The sequence below is a fragment of the Fodinicola feengrottensis genome, assembly GCF_039530045.1.
GTDB lineage: Bacteria > Actinomycetota > Actinomycetes > Mycobacteriales > HKI-0501 > Fodinicola > Fodinicola feengrottensis.
In genome coordinates this window covers 226,986-243,614 of record NZ_BAAANY010000009.1, presented here as the reverse complement: position 1 = coordinate 243,614, position 16,629 = coordinate 226,986, and the positions used below count along the sequence as shown (strand labels likewise).

The window sequence follows — 16,629 nt, the reverse complement described above, 5'->3', positions numbered from 1 at the left end:
GGAGTCCTGTTGAAATCCACCCGCCGGCTCGGCGTTGTCGTCGTACTCGCCTTGGCCCTGACCGGTTGCGGCTCCGCACCGTCCACATCGGACAGTGCGGCTGGTGCGGTCAGGGTGACCGACGCGAACGGGACGCAAAGCCTGAAGGCGCCGGCCAAGAGAGTCGTCGCGCTGGAGTGGTCCTACGGCGAGGACCTGCTCGCGCTCGGCGTACAGCCGGTCGGGGTGGCGGATATCGCCGGCTACAACACGTGGGTGACCGCCGGCTCCCGGTTCGTACCGTCCACAAAGGACGTCGGCAAGCGGCAGGAGCCCAGCCTGGACGCGATCTACCAGCTCAAGCCGGACCTGATCGTCACCGACGCGGACCGGGTCACGCCGAACTCGTTGGCAGCACTGAAAAAGATCGCGCCAACGCTGGTTTTCGACGCGTACGTCAAGCCAGATCACCTGACCGGCGCGCTGAACTCCTTCCGGCAGCTGGGCACCGCGGTTGGTCGTACGTCCCAGGCACAGGCCGTGGTCGGGCAGCTCGACAGCGCCTTCGCGGCCGGCAGAACTCGGTTGGCGGCCAAGAAAAAAGCCGGCGCGAGCGTGGTCGTCGTACAGGCGTTCACCACCAAAGGCAGCCCGCAGCTGCGGATGTTCACCCCCAACTCGATCCCCGGCCAGATCGCCGGCCGGCTCGGGTTGGTGGACAGCTGGCCGGGCAAGGACGCCGGCTCCGGCTTCACCACCGTCGGCGTCGAGGGGCTGACCCAGGCCGGCTCCGCTGACCTGCTTTATGTCGCGGTCAAGAACGACAATCCGTTCGCGACCGCGTTGCCAGGCAACGCCGTCTATGCAAAATTGCCCGCAGTCGTACAGAAACGGGTGTTCGCGCTGGATCCTGGCACTTGGTTCTTCGGCGGTCCGCTGTCCGCTCAGCAGGCCATCGCCGAATTCCTCCGCGTCTACCAGGCTTGAGGTCCGCGGAACCGGCGCGGCTCGGGCGCAACGCCGTTGTCGTCGGCATCGGGCTGGTCGCACTCGTAGTCGTTTCCCTGCTGGCGCTCAAAACCGGCGTCGCCAGGGTGTCGATGGGAGAACTTTTCGGGGCCTTTTTCGGTGGTGGCGCCGATCGGGGGGTGCTGCTGGGCAGCCGGCTGCCCCGGCTGGTCGCTGGCCTGGTGGCCGGAGCCGCACTGGCCGGCGCTGGCACCCTTTTGCAGGCCACCACCCGGAATCCGTTAGCCGGTCCGGAAACACTCGCGGTGAACAGCGGCGGTTACCTCGCCCTGGTGGCCACCGCCGCGCTCGGTGTGACACTGCCCGGGTTCTCGCGACCGCTGGTCGCGCTGGCTGGCGGGCTGGCCGCCGTGCTGCTGGTGCAGGCCGTCATCGGGGTCGGCCGGGTCTCGGCGGCGCGGCTGCTGCTCGGCGGTTTCGCGATCAGCCTGGCACTTTCGTCGATCGCCGCCGTGCTTTTGTTGTTCAACGAACAGGCGACCGCAGGACTTTACCTGTGGGGGCAGGGAAGTTTGCTGCAGCTAGCCGCCGGAGGGCCGGCGATGGCGCTCGCGGCGGTCGTCGGCGTCCTGGTGCTGGCGATGTTCTTGGCACGGCCATTGGACTTGCTCGCTACCGGTGACGACGTGGCCCGTTCACTGGGCGTCCCCGTGCGCACTGTCCGGACCGTGGCGATCCTCGCGGCGGTGGCGATGGCCGCGATCGCGGTCAGCGTCACCGGCCCGATCAGCTTCGCCGGCATCGTCGTCCCGCACCTGCTGCGCGGCCTCGGCGTACGCCGGCACCGGTTGTTGTTGCCGGCCAGCGCCCTCTGGGCAGCTGTTCTGGTGCTGGCCGCCGACCTCGCCGGCCAGTGGCTCGATCCGGCCAGCGGCGAGATCCCGGCCGGCGTCACGGTCGCGATCTTGGCCGCGCCGATCTTCCTGGTGATGGCCCGCCGGGTGCCGGTCGGGCAGGCCGGAAGCGCCGCCGACGGCGCCCATCCTGATGGGCGCCGGCTACCGTACGGACTGCTGCTGTCTGGGCTGGTCGTCGTACTGCTGGTCGCGGTGGTCGCTGGCCTGGTGTTCGGCGACCTCACTGTCGCGCCGCTGGACGTGCTGCGCTTCCTGACCGGCGCAGACGCTGGTTTCGCCGAGATCGTGCTGTCCGTCTTTCGGCTGCCGCGGCTGCTGGTGGCCGCCGTGGCCGGCGCCGCACTGGCTTCCGGCGGCGTACTTTTGCAGGCTGTTGTACGAAACTCCATCGCCGAACCGTCCGTCGTCGGCGTCACCGGCGGCGCGTCACTGGCCGCGGTCAGCGTCGTCATCCTGCTCCCGGCCGCGCCCGCCTGGCTGCTGCCGGCCGCCGCTTTCGTCGGCGGCTCCGCGATTTTCGCCGCCGTCTATGCGATTTCGGCGGTCGGCGGTCGGGTCGCACCGGCCCGGCTGGTGCTGGTCGGCATCGCCGCCTCCGCCGCGGCCGGCGCTGGCGTGGCCTGGCTGGTGTCGAGCTCGGGCCTCGCCCTCGCGCGGGCGTTGGTGTGGCTGTCCGGCACCACCTACGGCGTCAGCCTCGCCAACTTCTGGCCACTGCTCGCCGTCGCGGTCCTTATGGTCCCTCTACTGGTCGGCGGCACGCACCGGATGGACCTGCTGGCCCTGGGCGACGAACTGCCTCGCTCGCTGGGCGTACGCCTGGACCACCTCCGCCTCCTCCTGCTGGCCGCCGCCGTCCTGCTCACCTCCGCTGCCGTCGCCACCGTCGGCGCGATTTCCTTCGTCGGCCTGGTCGCGCCACACCTCGCCCGCCTGCTGGCCGGCCACCGGCACGCCCGCCTGGTCCCGGTCGCCGCCCTCCTCGGCGCCACCCTGCTGGTCACCGCCGACACCCTCGGCCGCACTGTGCTCGCCCCCGCCGAAATCCCCTCCGGCCTGGTGGTCGCCCTCATCGGCACGCCGTACTTCGTCGCCCTACTGGCCCGGTCCCGCCGCTCCTGACGCTGACTTCCCCGAACACTCTTCCCAGAAACGTGGCTCCCGAGTCGAGCCTGCCAGCCGGCACCGACAGTTTCGCGCTCGTCGTTTTCAGCCCATCTCCATGGAGGGGTGCGGCGCGAAACTGTCGTACCCACCCCCAAAAATCACCCCCACCCAGTGACGGGTGGGGGGCGGGTTCGAGGACCAATGTTCAAACAAAAAATTAAGGTCCACCTCTCAACCCACCCCCCGCCCGTTCAAAGGGAGGGGGAAAGAAAAACAGACACGTACGACAATTTCGTGCCGTCAAGCGCCCTTGACACGTCAAAGAAACCTTCACCGGGAGGCTACGAGTCGAGTGCCGCGAGCAGTTTGGGTATCGACTCGCGGACGGTTCGCAGAGCCGCTGGGTCGCCACTCGTACGAGCGAGCAACAGTGCGCCTTCGATCGAGGACAGGACGACAGTCGCCGCTTGGGTCGGCCGGCGGTGGCCGGCGGCGGACAGGTGTTCGGCGATCACCTCGGCCCAGCCGGCGAAGGCGGCAGCGGCCGCTTCTCGGACCGCGGTTCCGGCCATCGGTGCTTCGGCGGCGACTGGAGCGACCGGGCAGCCCTCCAGGCCGTCGCTGCCGGCCATCGACTGTTCCAGCAGGCTGATCCAGGCCTGGATCGCGTGTGCTGGGGTGGCGGCGCCGGTCAGCGCGGTCCGCAGGTGGTCGGCGATCACGGCTCCACTTCCGCGCAGCACGATCGCCGCCAGATCCTGCTTGCCGCCGGGAAAGTGATGGTAGAGCGACCCGGCGACCACGCCGCTTTCGTCGAGGATCTGCTTGATGGATGTGTTCGCGTAGCCCTGCCGCCGGAACAGCCGGCCGCCGGTCCTCAGCAGCCGTTTACGGGCATCGGGCTGATCGGGCAGGGTCGGCTCCTCGCCATTGACGCACTGTCGTTAGAACGGTCATTCTAGCGCTAGAACGATCATTCTAGGGAGTGTCATGCGAGAGCTGAGGTATGTCGGACCGCGCCATCTGGAGTGGCACGAGGTGCCGGCGCCGCGACTGGGGTCGGACCTGGCCGCGTTGGTACGGCCCGTCGCGGTCGCCGGCTGCGACCTGGACGAACCGATCGTGGCCGGCGTGACGCCGGTGACCGGGCCGTTCCCGCTCGGTCATGAGGTGGTCGCCGAGGTCGTCGAGGTCGGACCGGCGGTAGCGGACGTGGCGCCGGGGGACCTGGTGTCGGTCGCGTTCCAGATCAGCTGCGGCAGTTGTGTCCGCTGTCGGCGCGGCGAGACCGGCCGTTGCCAGCAGGTAACGGCCGGTTCGTCGTACGGGATGGGGCAGCTCGGCGGCGGGTGCGACGGTGCGCTCGCGGATGTCCTGCACGTCCCGTACGCAGACGCCATGTGCCTGGGACTGCCAGCGGACGTCGACGTGGTGGCCGTCGCGGCACTGGGGGACAATCTGAGCGACGCCTGGCGGACGGTGGCGCCGCACCTGAAGGACGCCTTGGAGCCGCGGGTTCTGGTGTACGGACACGCTTCGATCGGCCTCTATGCGACCGCGACGGCCCGCGCCTTGGGCGCCGAGGTGACCTACGTCGACCCGAACGAGGAGAACTGCGCGGTCGCCGAACAACTGGGCGCCACGGTTGAATGCCGGACGCTGCGGGCCCGTACCCGATCGCATCCGATCGTGGTCAACAGCAGTGGGGACGAAGCCGGTCTGCGCTCGGCGTTGCGGTCCACCCAGGCCGGCGGGGTGCTGACCGACACCGGGATCTACTTCGGCAACGATGTTTCGTTGCCAATGCTGGAAATGTACGCCAAGGGTGTCACGCTGGTGACCGGCCGTGCGAATGTCCGGCCGGATATGCCGGCGGCGCTGGCCGAGGTGCTCGCCGGCCGGTTGCGTGCCGATCTGGTGGTCACCCGCACCGCCGACTGGGAGCAGGCCCCGGAGCTCTGGGGCACTCCGGGAGGCAAGCTGGTGCTGGTCCGTCAGTAGCCCGGCGGGCGGTAGCCGGCGTACGGGTAGTAGGCCGGCGCCGGTTCGGTACGGCGGCGGACGATCACGATCAGCACGCTCGCGGCGGCGATGATCACCAGGCCCATCAGCCCGCCGCCGACCGCGATCGCGGCGATCAGCAGCCCGTTGCCGTCCGGCTGGGCACCACCGGCCTGCGGCTGGCCGGCACCCGGCTGGGCCGGCTGCATCGGGATCGGCTGCAGGTTGGGCGGGGTGCCACCCTGGGTCGGGTTGTCCGACGGCGTCCCGTCGGCGGGTGCGCCGGCCAGCAACGGGTTCGCGGTGACCTGCTGGACGTTACCGGTGAGCGCCGAATACGCCTGGATCTCGCCGAAGCCGTAGGCGTTGTCGCGGCCGGCCGGGCCCTTGTCCTGGACCGTCGAGATCAGCCGCTGGATCACGTTGGCCGCGTTCAGGTTCGGATACTGCGCGCGGATCAGCGCCACCACCCCGGAGGTGATCGCGGTGGCCTGGCTGGTGCCGTCACTGAGCTGATAGCTCGGGTCCGCCGACGGCGACGGGATGATGATGTTCATGGCCGGCGCCGCGACCACGGTTTCCGGGCCGGTCGCCGAGCCGTCCCACGCGTTACCGTCTCGACCGATGCCGGCGACCGCCACCACACCCGGCACGCTCGCGATGTTCGCCACCACCCTGTCGCCGTTGGCGATGTTGCCGGCCGCGGCGACCACCACGACGTCTTTCGACTGCGCGTACTGGATGGCCGACAGCAGGTCCGACCCGGTCGCACCCTGCCCGCCGAGCGAGAGGTTCGCGACCTTGGCGCCGTGATCGGCGGCGTATCGCAGGCCCTGCGCGATGGCCGACGACGGCCCGCCGCCCTTCGCGCCGAGCACCTGGACCGGTAGCACGGTCGCCTCTGGAGCGACTCCGAGCACTCGCCCGTCTGCGCCGGATCCGGCGATCAGGGTCGCCATCGCGGTGCCGTGGCCTTCGGCGTCGGTACGGCCGTCGGTGCCTTGACCGGGCCCGAAGCCGGTGCCGCTGACGACCTTGCCGGACAGCTCCGGCACGTCCGCGTCCACGCCGGTGTCGATCACCGCGACGGTGACGCCCTGGCCGCGGGTCAGTTGCTGCGCCTGGGTGATTTGCAGTGGCGCGAGATACCACTGGCCCTGCCGGATCGGCAGCGCCGCCGCCGGGTCGGCGCCGAACAGGATGACCAGGACCGCGAACAGGGTCGCGATCGCTACCCCAGCGGTCCGGCTGAGGGGCTTGCCGTCGATGTTTCGCACCCTGCCACTCCATCGCCTCGCCGGCCGCCCGGACATGGCATGGCCGGAACCTGGCACGACATCGGGAGGCTGCTTCGATGGTGCGCTCCGCCCGCAAGCCCGGGTGCGGTGGAGACCCCTTCGCCGGCGCCGGAACGCGGTGCTCAGATGGGCGGTGGGGGCCATTGGTACGCCTCGCGGCGGGCTCGGGCGCGTTCGGTGCGGCGAAAGACCATGGTGGCGAAGGTGGAGATGAGCGTGATGCCGATCCCGATCGCGACGCCGACCGCGGCGGCCAGCAGGAGCAGGTGGCCGGAGTCGTCCTGCGCCGAACCGGCCTGCGGTTGCTTGCCGGGGTCGTCCGGGCCGGTGGGGGCGAGGCCGGGCAGGGTGGGCTGCAGCGGGGCCGGCTGGATCGGCACCGGCTGCAGGGTCGGGGAGGCCTCCGGGTCAGCGCCGGCGGTGGAGCCGCCGGTCAGCAGCGGGTTGCTGTAGACGCCCGGGACACGAGCGGTGAGGGCCGCGTACGGCTGGATCTCACCGAAGCCGTACGAGGTGTCCCGGCCGGGAGCGCCGCGGTCCTGGGCGGTGGCGATCAGCCGCTCGATGATGTTGGCCGCGTTAAGGCCGGGATACCGAGAGCGCAGGAGTGCGATCGTGCCGGAGGTGAGGGCGGTGGCCTGGCTGGTGCCGCTGCCGAGCGCGTAGTGCGGGTCGTTGCGGGCCGGGGTAGCGACCAGGATGCTGGTCGAGGGCGCCGAAACCACGGTTTGCGGGCCCTTGGCCGAGCCGCTCCACGGCGAGCCGTCCTTGTCGATGCCGGAGACGGCGACCACGCCGGGCACGCTGGCGAGGTTCGCCACCTGTACGTCCCCGCTGGCCACGTTGCCGGCCGCGGCCACCACCACAACGTCCCTGGCCAGCGCGTAGTCGATCGCGTCCCGCATGTCCGACGACGCCGCGCCGGGAGCGCCCAGCGACAGGTTGATGACCTTGGCGCCGCGGTCCGTCGCGTAGCGGATCGCGGCGGCGATCGCGCTGGCCGGCGCGCCCTGGTCGGCCAGCACTGAGATCGGCAGGATCGTCGATGCGGGCGCGACCCCGAGCACCTGGTCGTCAGCGCCGGCGCCGGCGATCAGCGAAGCCATCGCGGTGCCGTGGCCGGTGCTGCCGAGGTCCTTACGGCCGTCCGTGCCGGCGCCGGGGCCGAAACCACTGCCGGCGAGCACCCGTCCAGCCAGCTCCGGGATGGTGTCGTCCACGCCGCTGTCGATGACCGCGACGATCACCCCTTGCCCGCGCGCCTGCTGTTGCGCCTGCGGGATCTGCAGCGGCGCGAGATACCACTGGTGGTCCCTGATCGGGTAAGCGGCGGCCGGCGCCAGCGGTGCCGCGAACAGCAGGACAACGGTGACAAGCACCACTGTGACGGCCGCCCGGCCCCGCCTTCGCCCTGCCCCGTCGATGATCGCCGACTCCGTCAGTTGGTGGGCCAGCCGCCAGAATTCACTCCGCGGCGGCCTGGTTGCGCCGAATAGACCGGTTTCCAGGGTACCTGGATGGACCTGTGCGAGGAGGTGGGGGAAATACTGGCCCGAAGTACACCAGACACAGCTCACAGTCGGCCGCCCGGTACCCTCCCGATGTCCAGGCCAATCGAGAGTGAGTTGAGAGCTGACGTGGGGTACGGAGCGGGTCACCGAGTGTTGGTCACCGGCGGCGGCGGATTCGTCGGCAGCCACCTGGTCGACGGGTTTTTGGCCCGTGGCTGCGAGGTCGTGGCGGTGGACAACAACGTCACCGGTACGACGGACAACATCGCGCACCTGGCCAACGAGCCGCGGTTCAGTTTCGTCTCCGCGGACGTGTCGCTCGGCAACCTGTCCGAGGCCTTGCCGGTGCAGGGAAAGTTCGACGTGATCGCACACTTCGCGTCGCCCGCGTCGCCGGCCGACTTCGGCCGGATCCCGGTGGAGATCCTCCGGGTGAACTCGCAGGGCACCCAGAACTGCCTCGACCTGGCTCGTCAGCACGGTGCCCGGTTCCTGTTCGCCTCCACCTCCGAGGTGTACGGCGACCCCCAGGTGCACCCGCAGCCGGAGACGTACTGGGGCAACGTCAGCTCGATCGGCCCACGCTCGGTCTATGACGAGGCGAAGCGGTACGGCGAGGCGATCACCATGGCATACCGCCGAACTTATGGGGTAGATGTCAGGATCGTCCGCATTTTCAACACGTACGGCCCGAGAATGCGCATCGACGACGGCCGCGCCATCCCGAACTTCGTCTCCCAGGCGCTCGCCGACGAGTCGATCACGCTGTACGGCGACGGCACCCAGACCCGGTCCATCTGTTACGTGTCCGACCTGGTCGCCGGTATCTTGCTGCTGCTGGACTCGGACCAGACCGGCCCGATGAACTGCGGCACCGAGCACGAGATGACGATGGTGGAGCTGGCCGAGCTGATCAAGGACATCATCGGCTCCAAGTCCGAGTTCACCTTCCTGCCGATGCCCGAGGACGACCCGCTGGTACGCCGGCCGGACCTGACCCGGATCACCACCGAGCTGGGCTACCAGCCGCAGGTGTCGCCGAAGGAAGGCCTGCGCCGCACCATCGAAGACCTCGCCGCCCAGATCGGCGTACCCCTTAAGGCTTAGGGGTGGTCAATCCCGCGGATGGACTTGCGTCCGAACGGGCAACGGGGTAAGGGATCCCGTGCGGGGCCGCGGTACTGTCGACGGGTGCCTACTCCAACCCGATCGAGACCAACCGGCAGCGGTGGCGGGACGGTCTACACCGGTCGTACGGTCAAGCCGCGACGGAACTGGAAGCGCATCTCGCTGATTGGCGGCGGGGTCGCCGTCGTGCTGATTCTGCTGCTCGGCGGTTATGCGTACGCCCGCGTGCAAACTCTGAACGGCAACATCACCCGCACCGACCCGTTCGCCGGGCTGGGCGACCGGCCACACAAAACCGTGGACGGTGCCCAGAACATCCTGGTCGTCGGCGACGACAACGCCGACGGCTCGCGGGGCTACCAGGGCGTGGAAGGTCAGCGGACCGACGCGATCATCCTGCTGCACATTCCGGCCGACCACACCAAGGCGTATTTGATCTCCATTCCGCGGGACACCTACGTTTCGGTGCCCAAGGCCAAAAACGGCCTCGGCGGCAACAAGACGAAAATCAACGCGGCCTATTCGTACGGCGGCGCGCCACTGCTGATCCAGACCGTCGAGAACTTCACCGACGTGCACATCGACCACCTGGTGGTCATTGGATTCGCCGGCTTCAAAACGATGACCGATGCGCTCGGTGGCGTGGACGTGACAGTGGACAAGACGGTGACCGACCCACGCAGCAAGCGGACTTTCACCAAGGGCGTCAACCACCTGGACGGCACCGCCGCACTGGACTACGTCCGGCAGCGGTACGGGCTGCCGAACTCGGACTTCGACCGGCAGAAGCGGGCCCAGATCTTCCTCAAGGCGCTGCTGAAGAAGGCCACCTCGACCGGCACGCTGACCGACCCCGGCAAACTGAACGCGTTCCTGGACGCGGCCACCAAGTCGGTCACCGCCGACGAGCAGTTCTCGCTGACCGACATGGCGTTCCAGTTCAAGGGCTTGCGGGCGGCCGACATCAGCTTCGTGACGATGCCGAACCTGGGCTCGGTGCTGATCGGCGGGGTCAGCTATGTGAAGTCCGACAAGACAAAGGCCTCCGCACTGTTCAGCGCGGTCAGCAACGACACGATGGCGGACTGGGCCAAGACGCACCCAGTGAACAACGCCGACAGCGGGAGCTAAGACCTCCAAGCTTGGCAGGTCACAATGCCACCTAAACAGGGCGAGATCGGGCATACTGCCCACCTCGACGCCTGTTAGGGGCTGGCCGGAGAAATCGCCGATGCCACCGGCCAACCTTCGCGGGCCGTCAGACGTTCTGATGGTGATGACCGCGGTTGGGAGGTCCGGTGGCTGAGAGCGAAACCTCACCCCAGCGGCGGCGGCTGCCTCGTTGGGCGCGTTGGTGCCTGGTGGTCGGGGTGGTGCTGCTGGTGCTCGCCGCTGGCGGCCTGGGCGCCGCGTACGCGCTGGTCGGCCGGTACGACAGCAAGATCGCCCGGCAGGATCTGCTGCCGGCCGGTCCGAAGGGCTCGCCGACTCCGTCGGTGGCTCCAGTCGGCAAGGTCGACGGTCCGATGAACATCCTGGTGGTCGGCGTCGACAACTCCGGCGACAGCCGGGCCTATCAGGGCGTTTACGGCACCCGCTCCGACACCGTCATGCTCTTTCACCTGAACAAGGACCTGACCAGGGCCGACGCGGTGTCGCTGCCGCGCGACTCGTACGTGCACATCCCCGGGCACGGCGACACCAAGATCAACGCGGCCTTCTCGTACGGCGGCGCACCACTGCTGATCCAGACCGTCCAGGACCTGCTGTCGATCACGGTCGACCACGTCGTGGTGGTGAACTTCTCCGCCTTGCACACGGTCACGGACGCGGTCGGTGGGGTGGATGTGACGGTCGACAAGACGGTCAAGGACGAGCGCACCCACTACGTCTTCAAGCAGGGCGTCAACCACCTGGACGGCAAGCTCGCCGAGATCTACGTCCGGCAGCGCTACAACCTGCCGGGCTCGGACTACGACCGAATCAAGCGGCAGCAGCAGTTCCTGCACGCGTTGATGGCCAAGGCGACGAGTACGGGCGTGTTGACCAACCCGGTGAAGCTGGACGCGCTGCTGTCCGCGGTCACGGCGGCCGTGACGGTCGACAAGACGTTCCCGGTGCGCGATCTGGCCTTCGCGTTGCGCGGGCTCAGTGCCAGCGCGGTCAGTTTCTCCACGCTGCCGATGGCGAGGTCCGAGCAGATGGACGGCGTCGACTACGAGATCCCGTCGTCGCAAGGCATCAGCGACCTCAGCCACGGTCTACGCGCCGACGACATGGCCGGCTATCTGAAGAAACACCCGCCCAACAACGCCAACCACGGCGCCTGACCGACGACGGGCTACTGCTCCGGCGAGGTGATCCGGCTGGAGCCGGCGATCCGGCCGTCCAGGCCGAAATGCCGCAGGACCGCTTCCAGCACGATCTGTGGATCGCGTTCCTCACCGGCCGCGACCAGCCGGTTCCAGCAGGCCTGCCGGCTGTCCGGCCCGACCAGTTGGACGACGGCGGCCGGCGAGTCGGCGGCCCGGTCGGCGCCCACGTCGGCCACCCCTTCGGGGCCGATCAGCAGTCCGTACGGCACCGGGAAGCCGGTGAACCGCGGGTCCACCGTGCAGTCGGCCCGGCCCGGCTCCAGGCCGGCGATCATGCTGCGGACCAGGTAGAGGTCGGTCAAATGGCTGGCCAGCCGGTCCAACGCGGCGAGGTCGGGCTGGCCGGTGCTGCCGACGGCGATCCGGACCCGTTCCCGTACGCCCGCCTGGGTACGTCCGATCTCGACCAGCGCGACCGACGGTGACTCCGGTTGCCCGACCACCACCAGGGTCGTCGAGCGTGGTGCTCGCTCCCGGCAGAACCGAGTGAACTCGCCGGTGTCCCAACGCTGCGACGCCGGCTCACCGACGCCCCAGCCGGCCGGCGCTTTCCCCGTGAGGCCAACGAAACAGTCCTCGGCGAGGCCGCCCACCTCGGTGGTTTCCGAGGCCCGGTGCAGCACCGAAACATCCACCCGCAGCAGCCCACCGGCCTTGGTCGAGGTGTCGACGAACTCCGCCGGGATCGGGTCGTCGGTGCCGCGGAAGCACTGCCCGTCCCACCGCAACGCGTCGCCGCGCAGGCCGTCGTAGTAGCGGTTGTCGGGCGTACGTACGACCCAGCGGCCACCGACGGCGAGCATCACGGTTTCCAGCGGGGTGGTCAGCCGGCTGGTTTCCGGGGTGACGATCTGCACCAGCTTGGAGTCGCGTACGCACACGTGCACGACGTCGTTGATCCACCGGCTCAGCCCGATCACCGGCCGCTGCTGCAGCAGCACCGCGGCCCGGTCGGTGGCCACGTCGACCGCCGGATGCTCCTTCACGACGACTCCTCCTCCAACGGCCAGACGACTCCATTGAGCCGTCCGGCCAGCGTGTTCGTCACCCGGCGGGCGATGTCGGCGGCGCCTTCGCGGGCGGACGCGGCGCGCGCCTCCACCCACCAGACCGGCACGCCGACCGGTTCCACCTCCGGGCCGAGCAGCCGGCTGAGCTCGCCCGGTACCTGGATCAGCAGCGGTCCCTCGACCGCGACCAGCGGCCGGCCGGCCTCGTCCCGGATCTCGAAGATCGCGCCGTCCTGGTACGAGCTCAGCCGCAGCTCGGGACCGGCCGCCAGCAGCGCGGTCAGGGTCGACTCCACGTCCGGCATCGACCGGCACAGCGCGACGAAATCAACGGTCATGAGTCAGCTCCAGTGGTCCCGTCCAGGCAGTCTGGATGGTCAGCGGCCGTTCGCCCTCGCGTACCAACAAGCCACGGCCCGGCGGCAGCACCGACGCGCGTACGCCGGAAAACAGCTGCCCCTCGGTGCGGTCGCCGGACATCACCAGCGCGGTCACCCCGGACTCGCGCAGGGCCAGCGTGAACGGCTCGTAGAGGCCGCGGGCCGCGCCGGTGACCCGGCGGGTCATCACTACATGCAGGCCGAGGTCGCGGGCCGAGGCCAGGAACGGGATGAAGCCGGCCAGCGGGGCGGTGCCGGCGGCGGCCAATACGTCGTAGTCGTCCGCCAGCAGAACGATCCGTGGCCCGCTGAAGGTGTGTTCGCCGGAGTCCAAAGCGGCCGGGTCTTCGGGCATCCGCTTGGCCAGCTCGGCGGACACCGCGGCGGTCAGCTGAGCGGCCCGCGGCGCGCTCGGCGCGTACCCGCCGACGTACTTGTCGTCGACCACGTCCCGCAGCCCGCGCCGCGGGTCGAAGATCGCGAACACCAACTCCTCGTCGCCATAACGGCTGATCAGCTGCTCGGCGACCAGCCGGAGCAGGTTGGTCTTGCCGCAGGCCCGGTCGCCCATCACGAACAGGTGCTGGTCGGCGCCAAAGAGGTCGAGCACCGCGGGAGACAGGTCGGACTCGTTCACGCCCAGCGGTACGCCGGCGGGCAGCTGGACGTGGTCCGGCAGGCTGCTGGCCGGTAGCAACCCGGGCAGCACCCGGACCGCGGGCGCCTGCGGTCCCACCCAGGAAGCCCGGATCGCTCGTACGGCCTGGGCCAGCCCGGCGCCGATGCTGGCCGCGTCCGGCAGCGAGTCGATCCGCGGCAGCGCCACGTGCGCGAGCAGCTTGCGGTCGGTCAGCGCCCGGCCGGGCTGGTCGGGCCGGATGGTCTCGGACAGCCGGCGCTCGATGCCGGAGTCGCTCGGGTCGTTCAGCCGCAGCTCGATCCGATTGCCGAAGGCCGCCTGCTGGGCGATCCGCACCTCGTTCCAGCGGGTCATCGTCGAGACCACGTGCACGCCGTACGCGCCGCCGCGGCCCAGGATCGCGTGCACCAGCGGTTCCAGGTCCTCGAAGTCGCCGTTGATCTGGCCGTAGCCGTCCAGCACGACCACCACGTCGGCGGCCGCGAGCTCCGGCACGGCACCGTCCGCATGCGCGGAACGCAGTGCGTCCAGGGTGTCGATCCGGCGTTCCCGGAACACCCGCTCCCGGTGGTCGATCATCGCCCGTACTTCTTCCAGTGTCCGGCGGACCCGCTCCGGGTCGTTTCGGCTGGCCACCCCGCCGACGTGCGGCAGGTCGCCGAGCGCCTGCAGGCCGGCGCCGAGCAGGTCGATGCCGTAGATCGCCACCTCGGTCGGGCTGTGCGTGAGCGACAGGGACAGGACGAGCGTGCGCAGCAAAGTGCTCTTGCCGGACTGCGGGCCGCCGATGATCCCGACATGCCCGCCGGCTCGCCGCAGGTCGAGTCGCCAGCTGCCCTGCCACTGGTTGGCCGGGTCGTCCAGCAGCCCGATCGGCACCCGCAGCCGGCCCGTCTCACCGCGCATCCGCAATCCGTCGGCGGCCATCTCAATGCCACCGACAGAGCCGCCGATGCGGTCCAGTGAGATCGCCGCCGGCATCGGCGGCAGCCAGATCTGCGGCACCGGCTCGGCCGCCCCGACCAGCTGGTCGACCACCGTCGACAGTAGGGTCGGACCGGTGCTGCGAGCCGGCAGCAGCTCGTCGCCGGTCGGTTCTGGTGCCTGGTCCGGCAGCTCGGCGGTGCCGTACCGAGGCACCTCGACCACCCGGGGTGCGCCCGGCAGCAGGACCACTTCGCCTTCCGGTCCGCGGTACGGCCCGGAGATGTACGCCGACTTGAACTTCTGATAGATCGTGGTGTCCACCTTCAAGTACCCGAAGCCGGGCAGCGGTGGAAGGTGGAACGCGTCCGGGGTCTCCAGGACGGTCCGGCTCTCCGCTTCGGAGAAGGTGCGCAGGCCCAACCGGTAGGACAGGTACGTGTCGAGGCCGCGCAGCTTGCCGCCCTCGATGCGCTGGCTGGACAGCAGCAGGTGAACCCCGATCGAGCGGCCGATCCGGCCGATGGACAGGAACAGCTCGATGAAGTCGGGCTTGGCGGTCAGCAGCTCGCCGAACTCGTCGATGATCACCAGCAGGTGTGGCAGCGCCGGCAGGTCCGGGCGTTGCGCGCGTACGAGCTGATAGTCGGTGATGTTCGCGATGTTGCCGGCGTCCTTGAGCACCTGCTGGCGGCGCTGTACCTCGCCGGCCAGGCTGGTGTGGACCCGCTCGACCATGCCGACGTCGTCGGAGAGGTTGGTAATGACGCCGGCCACGTGCGGCAGCCCGTCGAAGGGCGCGAAGGTGGCGCCCCCCTTGTAGTCCACCAAAATCATGCTGAGCAGTTCGGGCGAATGGGTGGTGAGCAGCGACAACACCAGCGTTCGGAGCATCTCGCTCTTGCCGGAGCCGGTCGCGCCCACGCACAGCCCGTGCGGGCCCATGCCGAGCTGCGCGGACTCCTTAAGGTCCAGCAGGACGGGCCGGCCGGTGTCGTCCACGCCCAGCGGTACGCGCAGGAAGTCCCGGTCGCCACGCGGCTTCCACAGGCTGCCGAGGTGCAGCGACTGCGGGTCCTCGATGCCCAGCAGCGCGGGAAAGTCCGCCGGCGCCGAGCCGGTGCCGTCGTCGTACGACTCTGGGGAGAGCCGCAGCGGCGCGAGCAGCCGGGCGAGGCCGTCGGCCAGCCCGACCGGCACGTCGTCCAGGTCGCCTTCGTACGTGTAGTCCCGGCGACGGTCCTCGACCCGCAGCCGGCCGCCCTCGACGGTGATCCGCAGCGACACCTCGCTCGGCTCGGACAATCGGTCCGAAACCAGGTGCAGGACGGTGATGCCGAGCGCGCCCGGGGTGGCGGCGCGGTCCGGAATGGGCAGCCCGACGGCCGTCTCGCCGTACGTGTCGTGGACGACCAGCAGCCGTTGCAGGGTGGGCGCGAGGGCGTTGCCGGACAGGTTGCGGCGGGCTTCGGCGGCCTGGTTGGCCCGCGCGTTCAGCTCGGTGCCCATCAGGTGGGCCAGCGCGGTCGGATCCGCGGCGACCCGCCGCACCGGTCCGCCGGCGTCGTGTTGTTCCTGGTCAGCGAGGTGTGGCAGCCACCGCACCCAGTCCCAGTCGGTCTCCCGGTTCGGCGGGTACGCGACGGCCATGCCGACATCTTCGGGGGCGTGCAGCGCGGCCGCCTGGGTGAGCAACGCACGTACCACGGTGAGCACGCTGGCCCGGTCGCCGACGATGCTCACGTCGCCGGCGAGGTCCAGCGGCACCCGCAGCGGCAGCCCGACGACGGTGCCATAACGGCGTACCAGCGCCTGCGCCTCGGCCATCATGAACGGGTCGGTGGGCTGCAGCGGACTGCCCTTGTCCTGCAGGTCCAGCGGCTGCGCCGGGAGCGGACCGGTGCCGGCCCGCAGGGCCAGGAAGTCCAGGTCCCGGCGGCGGCGTTCCCAGAGCCGGCTCGGGTCGCGTACGACGTCCAGCAGTGCGGCCGGCGGCGGGTCCAGCTCGCGGGCCTGGGTGAGCGTCTGTTTCTCGTGGTCGGACAGCTCTTCGCGGAGTTCCTCGAGGTAATCCAGGTAGCGTTCGCGCTGCTGCCGGCGGGTCCGGGTGGCCTGGCCACGCTGGGTGAAGAACATCGCGCCGGTCGCGACCACCACCAGCACCATCACCAACGCACCAATGCCGGCCAGCCCGGAACCGCGAAAGACCAGCATCATCGACATCGAGCCGCCCATGCCCATCATCGGCAGCAGGGCATGCATGCCACCGAGGCCCTTGCTCTCCGGCAACACCGGCGGCGCCTCCACCGGGCGGGGGTCGACCACTGGTCGCGGCTTGCTCAGCCGGGCCGGCCGGTGCACCAGGCGTGTGGTCACGGAATCCTCACAGT

Annotated in this window: 12 protein-coding genes; 6 read left to right on the top strand and 6 right to left on the bottom strand. The window is 69.8% G+C overall.

Annotated features, from left to right (window positions below):
• Nucleotides 1-9 precede the first annotated feature (9 nt).
• Together ABD301_RS13690 and ABD301_RS13685 are read left to right on the top strand one after the other, a co-directional pair.
• The gene (locus ABD301_RS13690) at nt 10-966 is read left to right on the top strand and encodes an ABC transporter substrate-binding protein (RefSeq protein WP_344310403.1); all 957 of its coding nucleotides are present in this window, start codon (nt 10-12) and stop codon (nt 964-966) included.
• Entirely contained in the window at nt 963-2,987 is a 2,025-nt protein-coding gene (locus ABD301_RS13685) for an iron ABC transporter permease (RefSeq protein WP_344310401.1), read from the top strand. The genes ABD301_RS13690 and ABD301_RS13685 overlap by 4 nt, the downstream gene beginning before the upstream one ends.
• Before the next feature lie 326 nt (nt 2,988-3,313).
• Here the strand turns inward: ABD301_RS13685 and ABD301_RS13680 are convergent, their stop codons facing one another.
• The gene (locus tag ABD301_RS13680) at nt 3,314-3,853 is read right to left on the bottom strand and encodes a TetR/AcrR family transcriptional regulator (RefSeq protein ID WP_344311129.1); all 540 of its coding nucleotides are present in this window, start codon (nt 3,851-3,853) and stop codon (nt 3,314-3,316) included.
• 109 nt (nt 3,854-3,962) lie between these two features.
• Between ABD301_RS13680 and ABD301_RS13675 the strand changes: the two genes are divergently transcribed.
• Entirely contained in the window at nt 3,963-4,973 is a 1,011-nt protein-coding gene (locus tag ABD301_RS13675) for an alcohol dehydrogenase catalytic domain-containing protein (RefSeq protein WP_344310399.1), read from the top strand.
• Here ABD301_RS13675 and ABD301_RS13670 read toward each other — a convergent pair.
• The gene (locus ABD301_RS13670; protein WP_344310397.1) at nt 4,967-6,250 is read right to left on the bottom strand and encodes a S8 family serine peptidase; all 1,284 of its coding nucleotides are present in this window, start codon (nt 6,248-6,250) and stop codon (nt 4,967-4,969) included. The two genes, ABD301_RS13675 and ABD301_RS13670, sit on opposite strands and share 7 nt — an antisense overlap.
• Before the next feature lie 143 nt (nt 6,251-6,393).
• Nucleotides 6,394-7,650 carry a S8 family serine peptidase gene (locus tag ABD301_RS13665; protein WP_163573753.1) on the bottom strand — a complete coding sequence of 419 codons (1,257 nt, stop codon included), beginning with the start codon at nt 7,648-7,650 and terminating at the stop codon, nt 6,394-6,396.
• Between the two features lie 258 nt (nt 7,651-7,908).
• Here ABD301_RS13665 and ABD301_RS13660 point away from each other — a divergent pair, with 258 nt between their 5' ends.
• The 3 genes from ABD301_RS13660 to ABD301_RS13650 all read left to right on the top strand — a co-directional run bounded on the left by ABD301_RS13660 (nt 7,909) and on the right by ABD301_RS13650 (nt 11,240).
• A complete protein-coding gene (locus tag ABD301_RS13660; RefSeq protein WP_344310394.1) occupies nt 7,909-8,889 on the top strand; it encodes a UDP-glucuronic acid decarboxylase family protein in 981 nt (326 codons plus the stop codon).
• Between the two features lie 84 nt (nt 8,890-8,973).
• Nucleotides 8,974-10,041, top strand: a complete 1,068-nt coding sequence (locus tag ABD301_RS13655) for an LCP family protein (RefSeq protein WP_344310392.1) — start codon at nt 8,974-8,976, stop codon at nt 10,039-10,041.
• A gap of 167 nt (nt 10,042-10,208) precedes the next feature.
• Nucleotides 10,209-11,240 carry an LCP family protein gene (locus ABD301_RS13650; RefSeq protein ID WP_344310390.1) on the top strand — a complete coding sequence of 344 codons (1,032 nt, stop codon included), beginning with the start codon at nt 10,209-10,211 and terminating at the stop codon, nt 11,238-11,240.
• A gap of 11 nt (nt 11,241-11,251) precedes the next feature.
• Here ABD301_RS13650 and ABD301_RS13645 read toward each other — a convergent pair whose 3' ends face one another.
• The 3 genes from ABD301_RS13645 to eccCa are packed head-to-tail and all read right to left on the bottom strand — an operon-like array spanning nt 11,252 to nt 16,615.
• Complete coding sequence (locus tag ABD301_RS13645; RefSeq protein ID WP_344310388.1) at nt 11,252-12,271, bottom strand: DUF6177 family protein; 1,020 nt, start codon at nt 12,269-12,271, stop codon at nt 11,252-11,254.
• On the bottom strand, nt 12,268-12,633 hold the full coding sequence (locus ABD301_RS13640) for a hypothetical protein (RefSeq protein WP_344310386.1): 366 nt from the start codon (nt 12,631-12,633) through the stop codon (nt 12,268-12,270). The genes ABD301_RS13645 and ABD301_RS13640 overlap by 4 nt, the downstream gene beginning before the upstream one ends.
• Entirely contained in the window at nt 12,623-16,615 is a 3,993-nt protein-coding gene (gene eccCa / locus ABD301_RS13635; RefSeq protein WP_344310384.1) for a type VII secretion protein EccCa, read from the bottom strand. The genes ABD301_RS13640 and eccCa overlap by 11 nt, the downstream gene beginning before the upstream one ends.
• Nucleotides 16,616-16,629: the final 14 nt, after the last annotated feature.

Coding starts and splice junctions, on each gene's coding strand:
- ABD301_RS13675 (WP_344310399.1), top strand. CDS start 3,963: ATGCGAGAGCTGAGGTATGTCGGACCGCGCCATCTGGAGTGGCACGAG.
- ABD301_RS13640 (WP_344310386.1), bottom strand. CDS start 12,633: ATGACCGTTGATTTCGTCGCGCTGTGCCGGTCGATGCCGGACGTGGAG.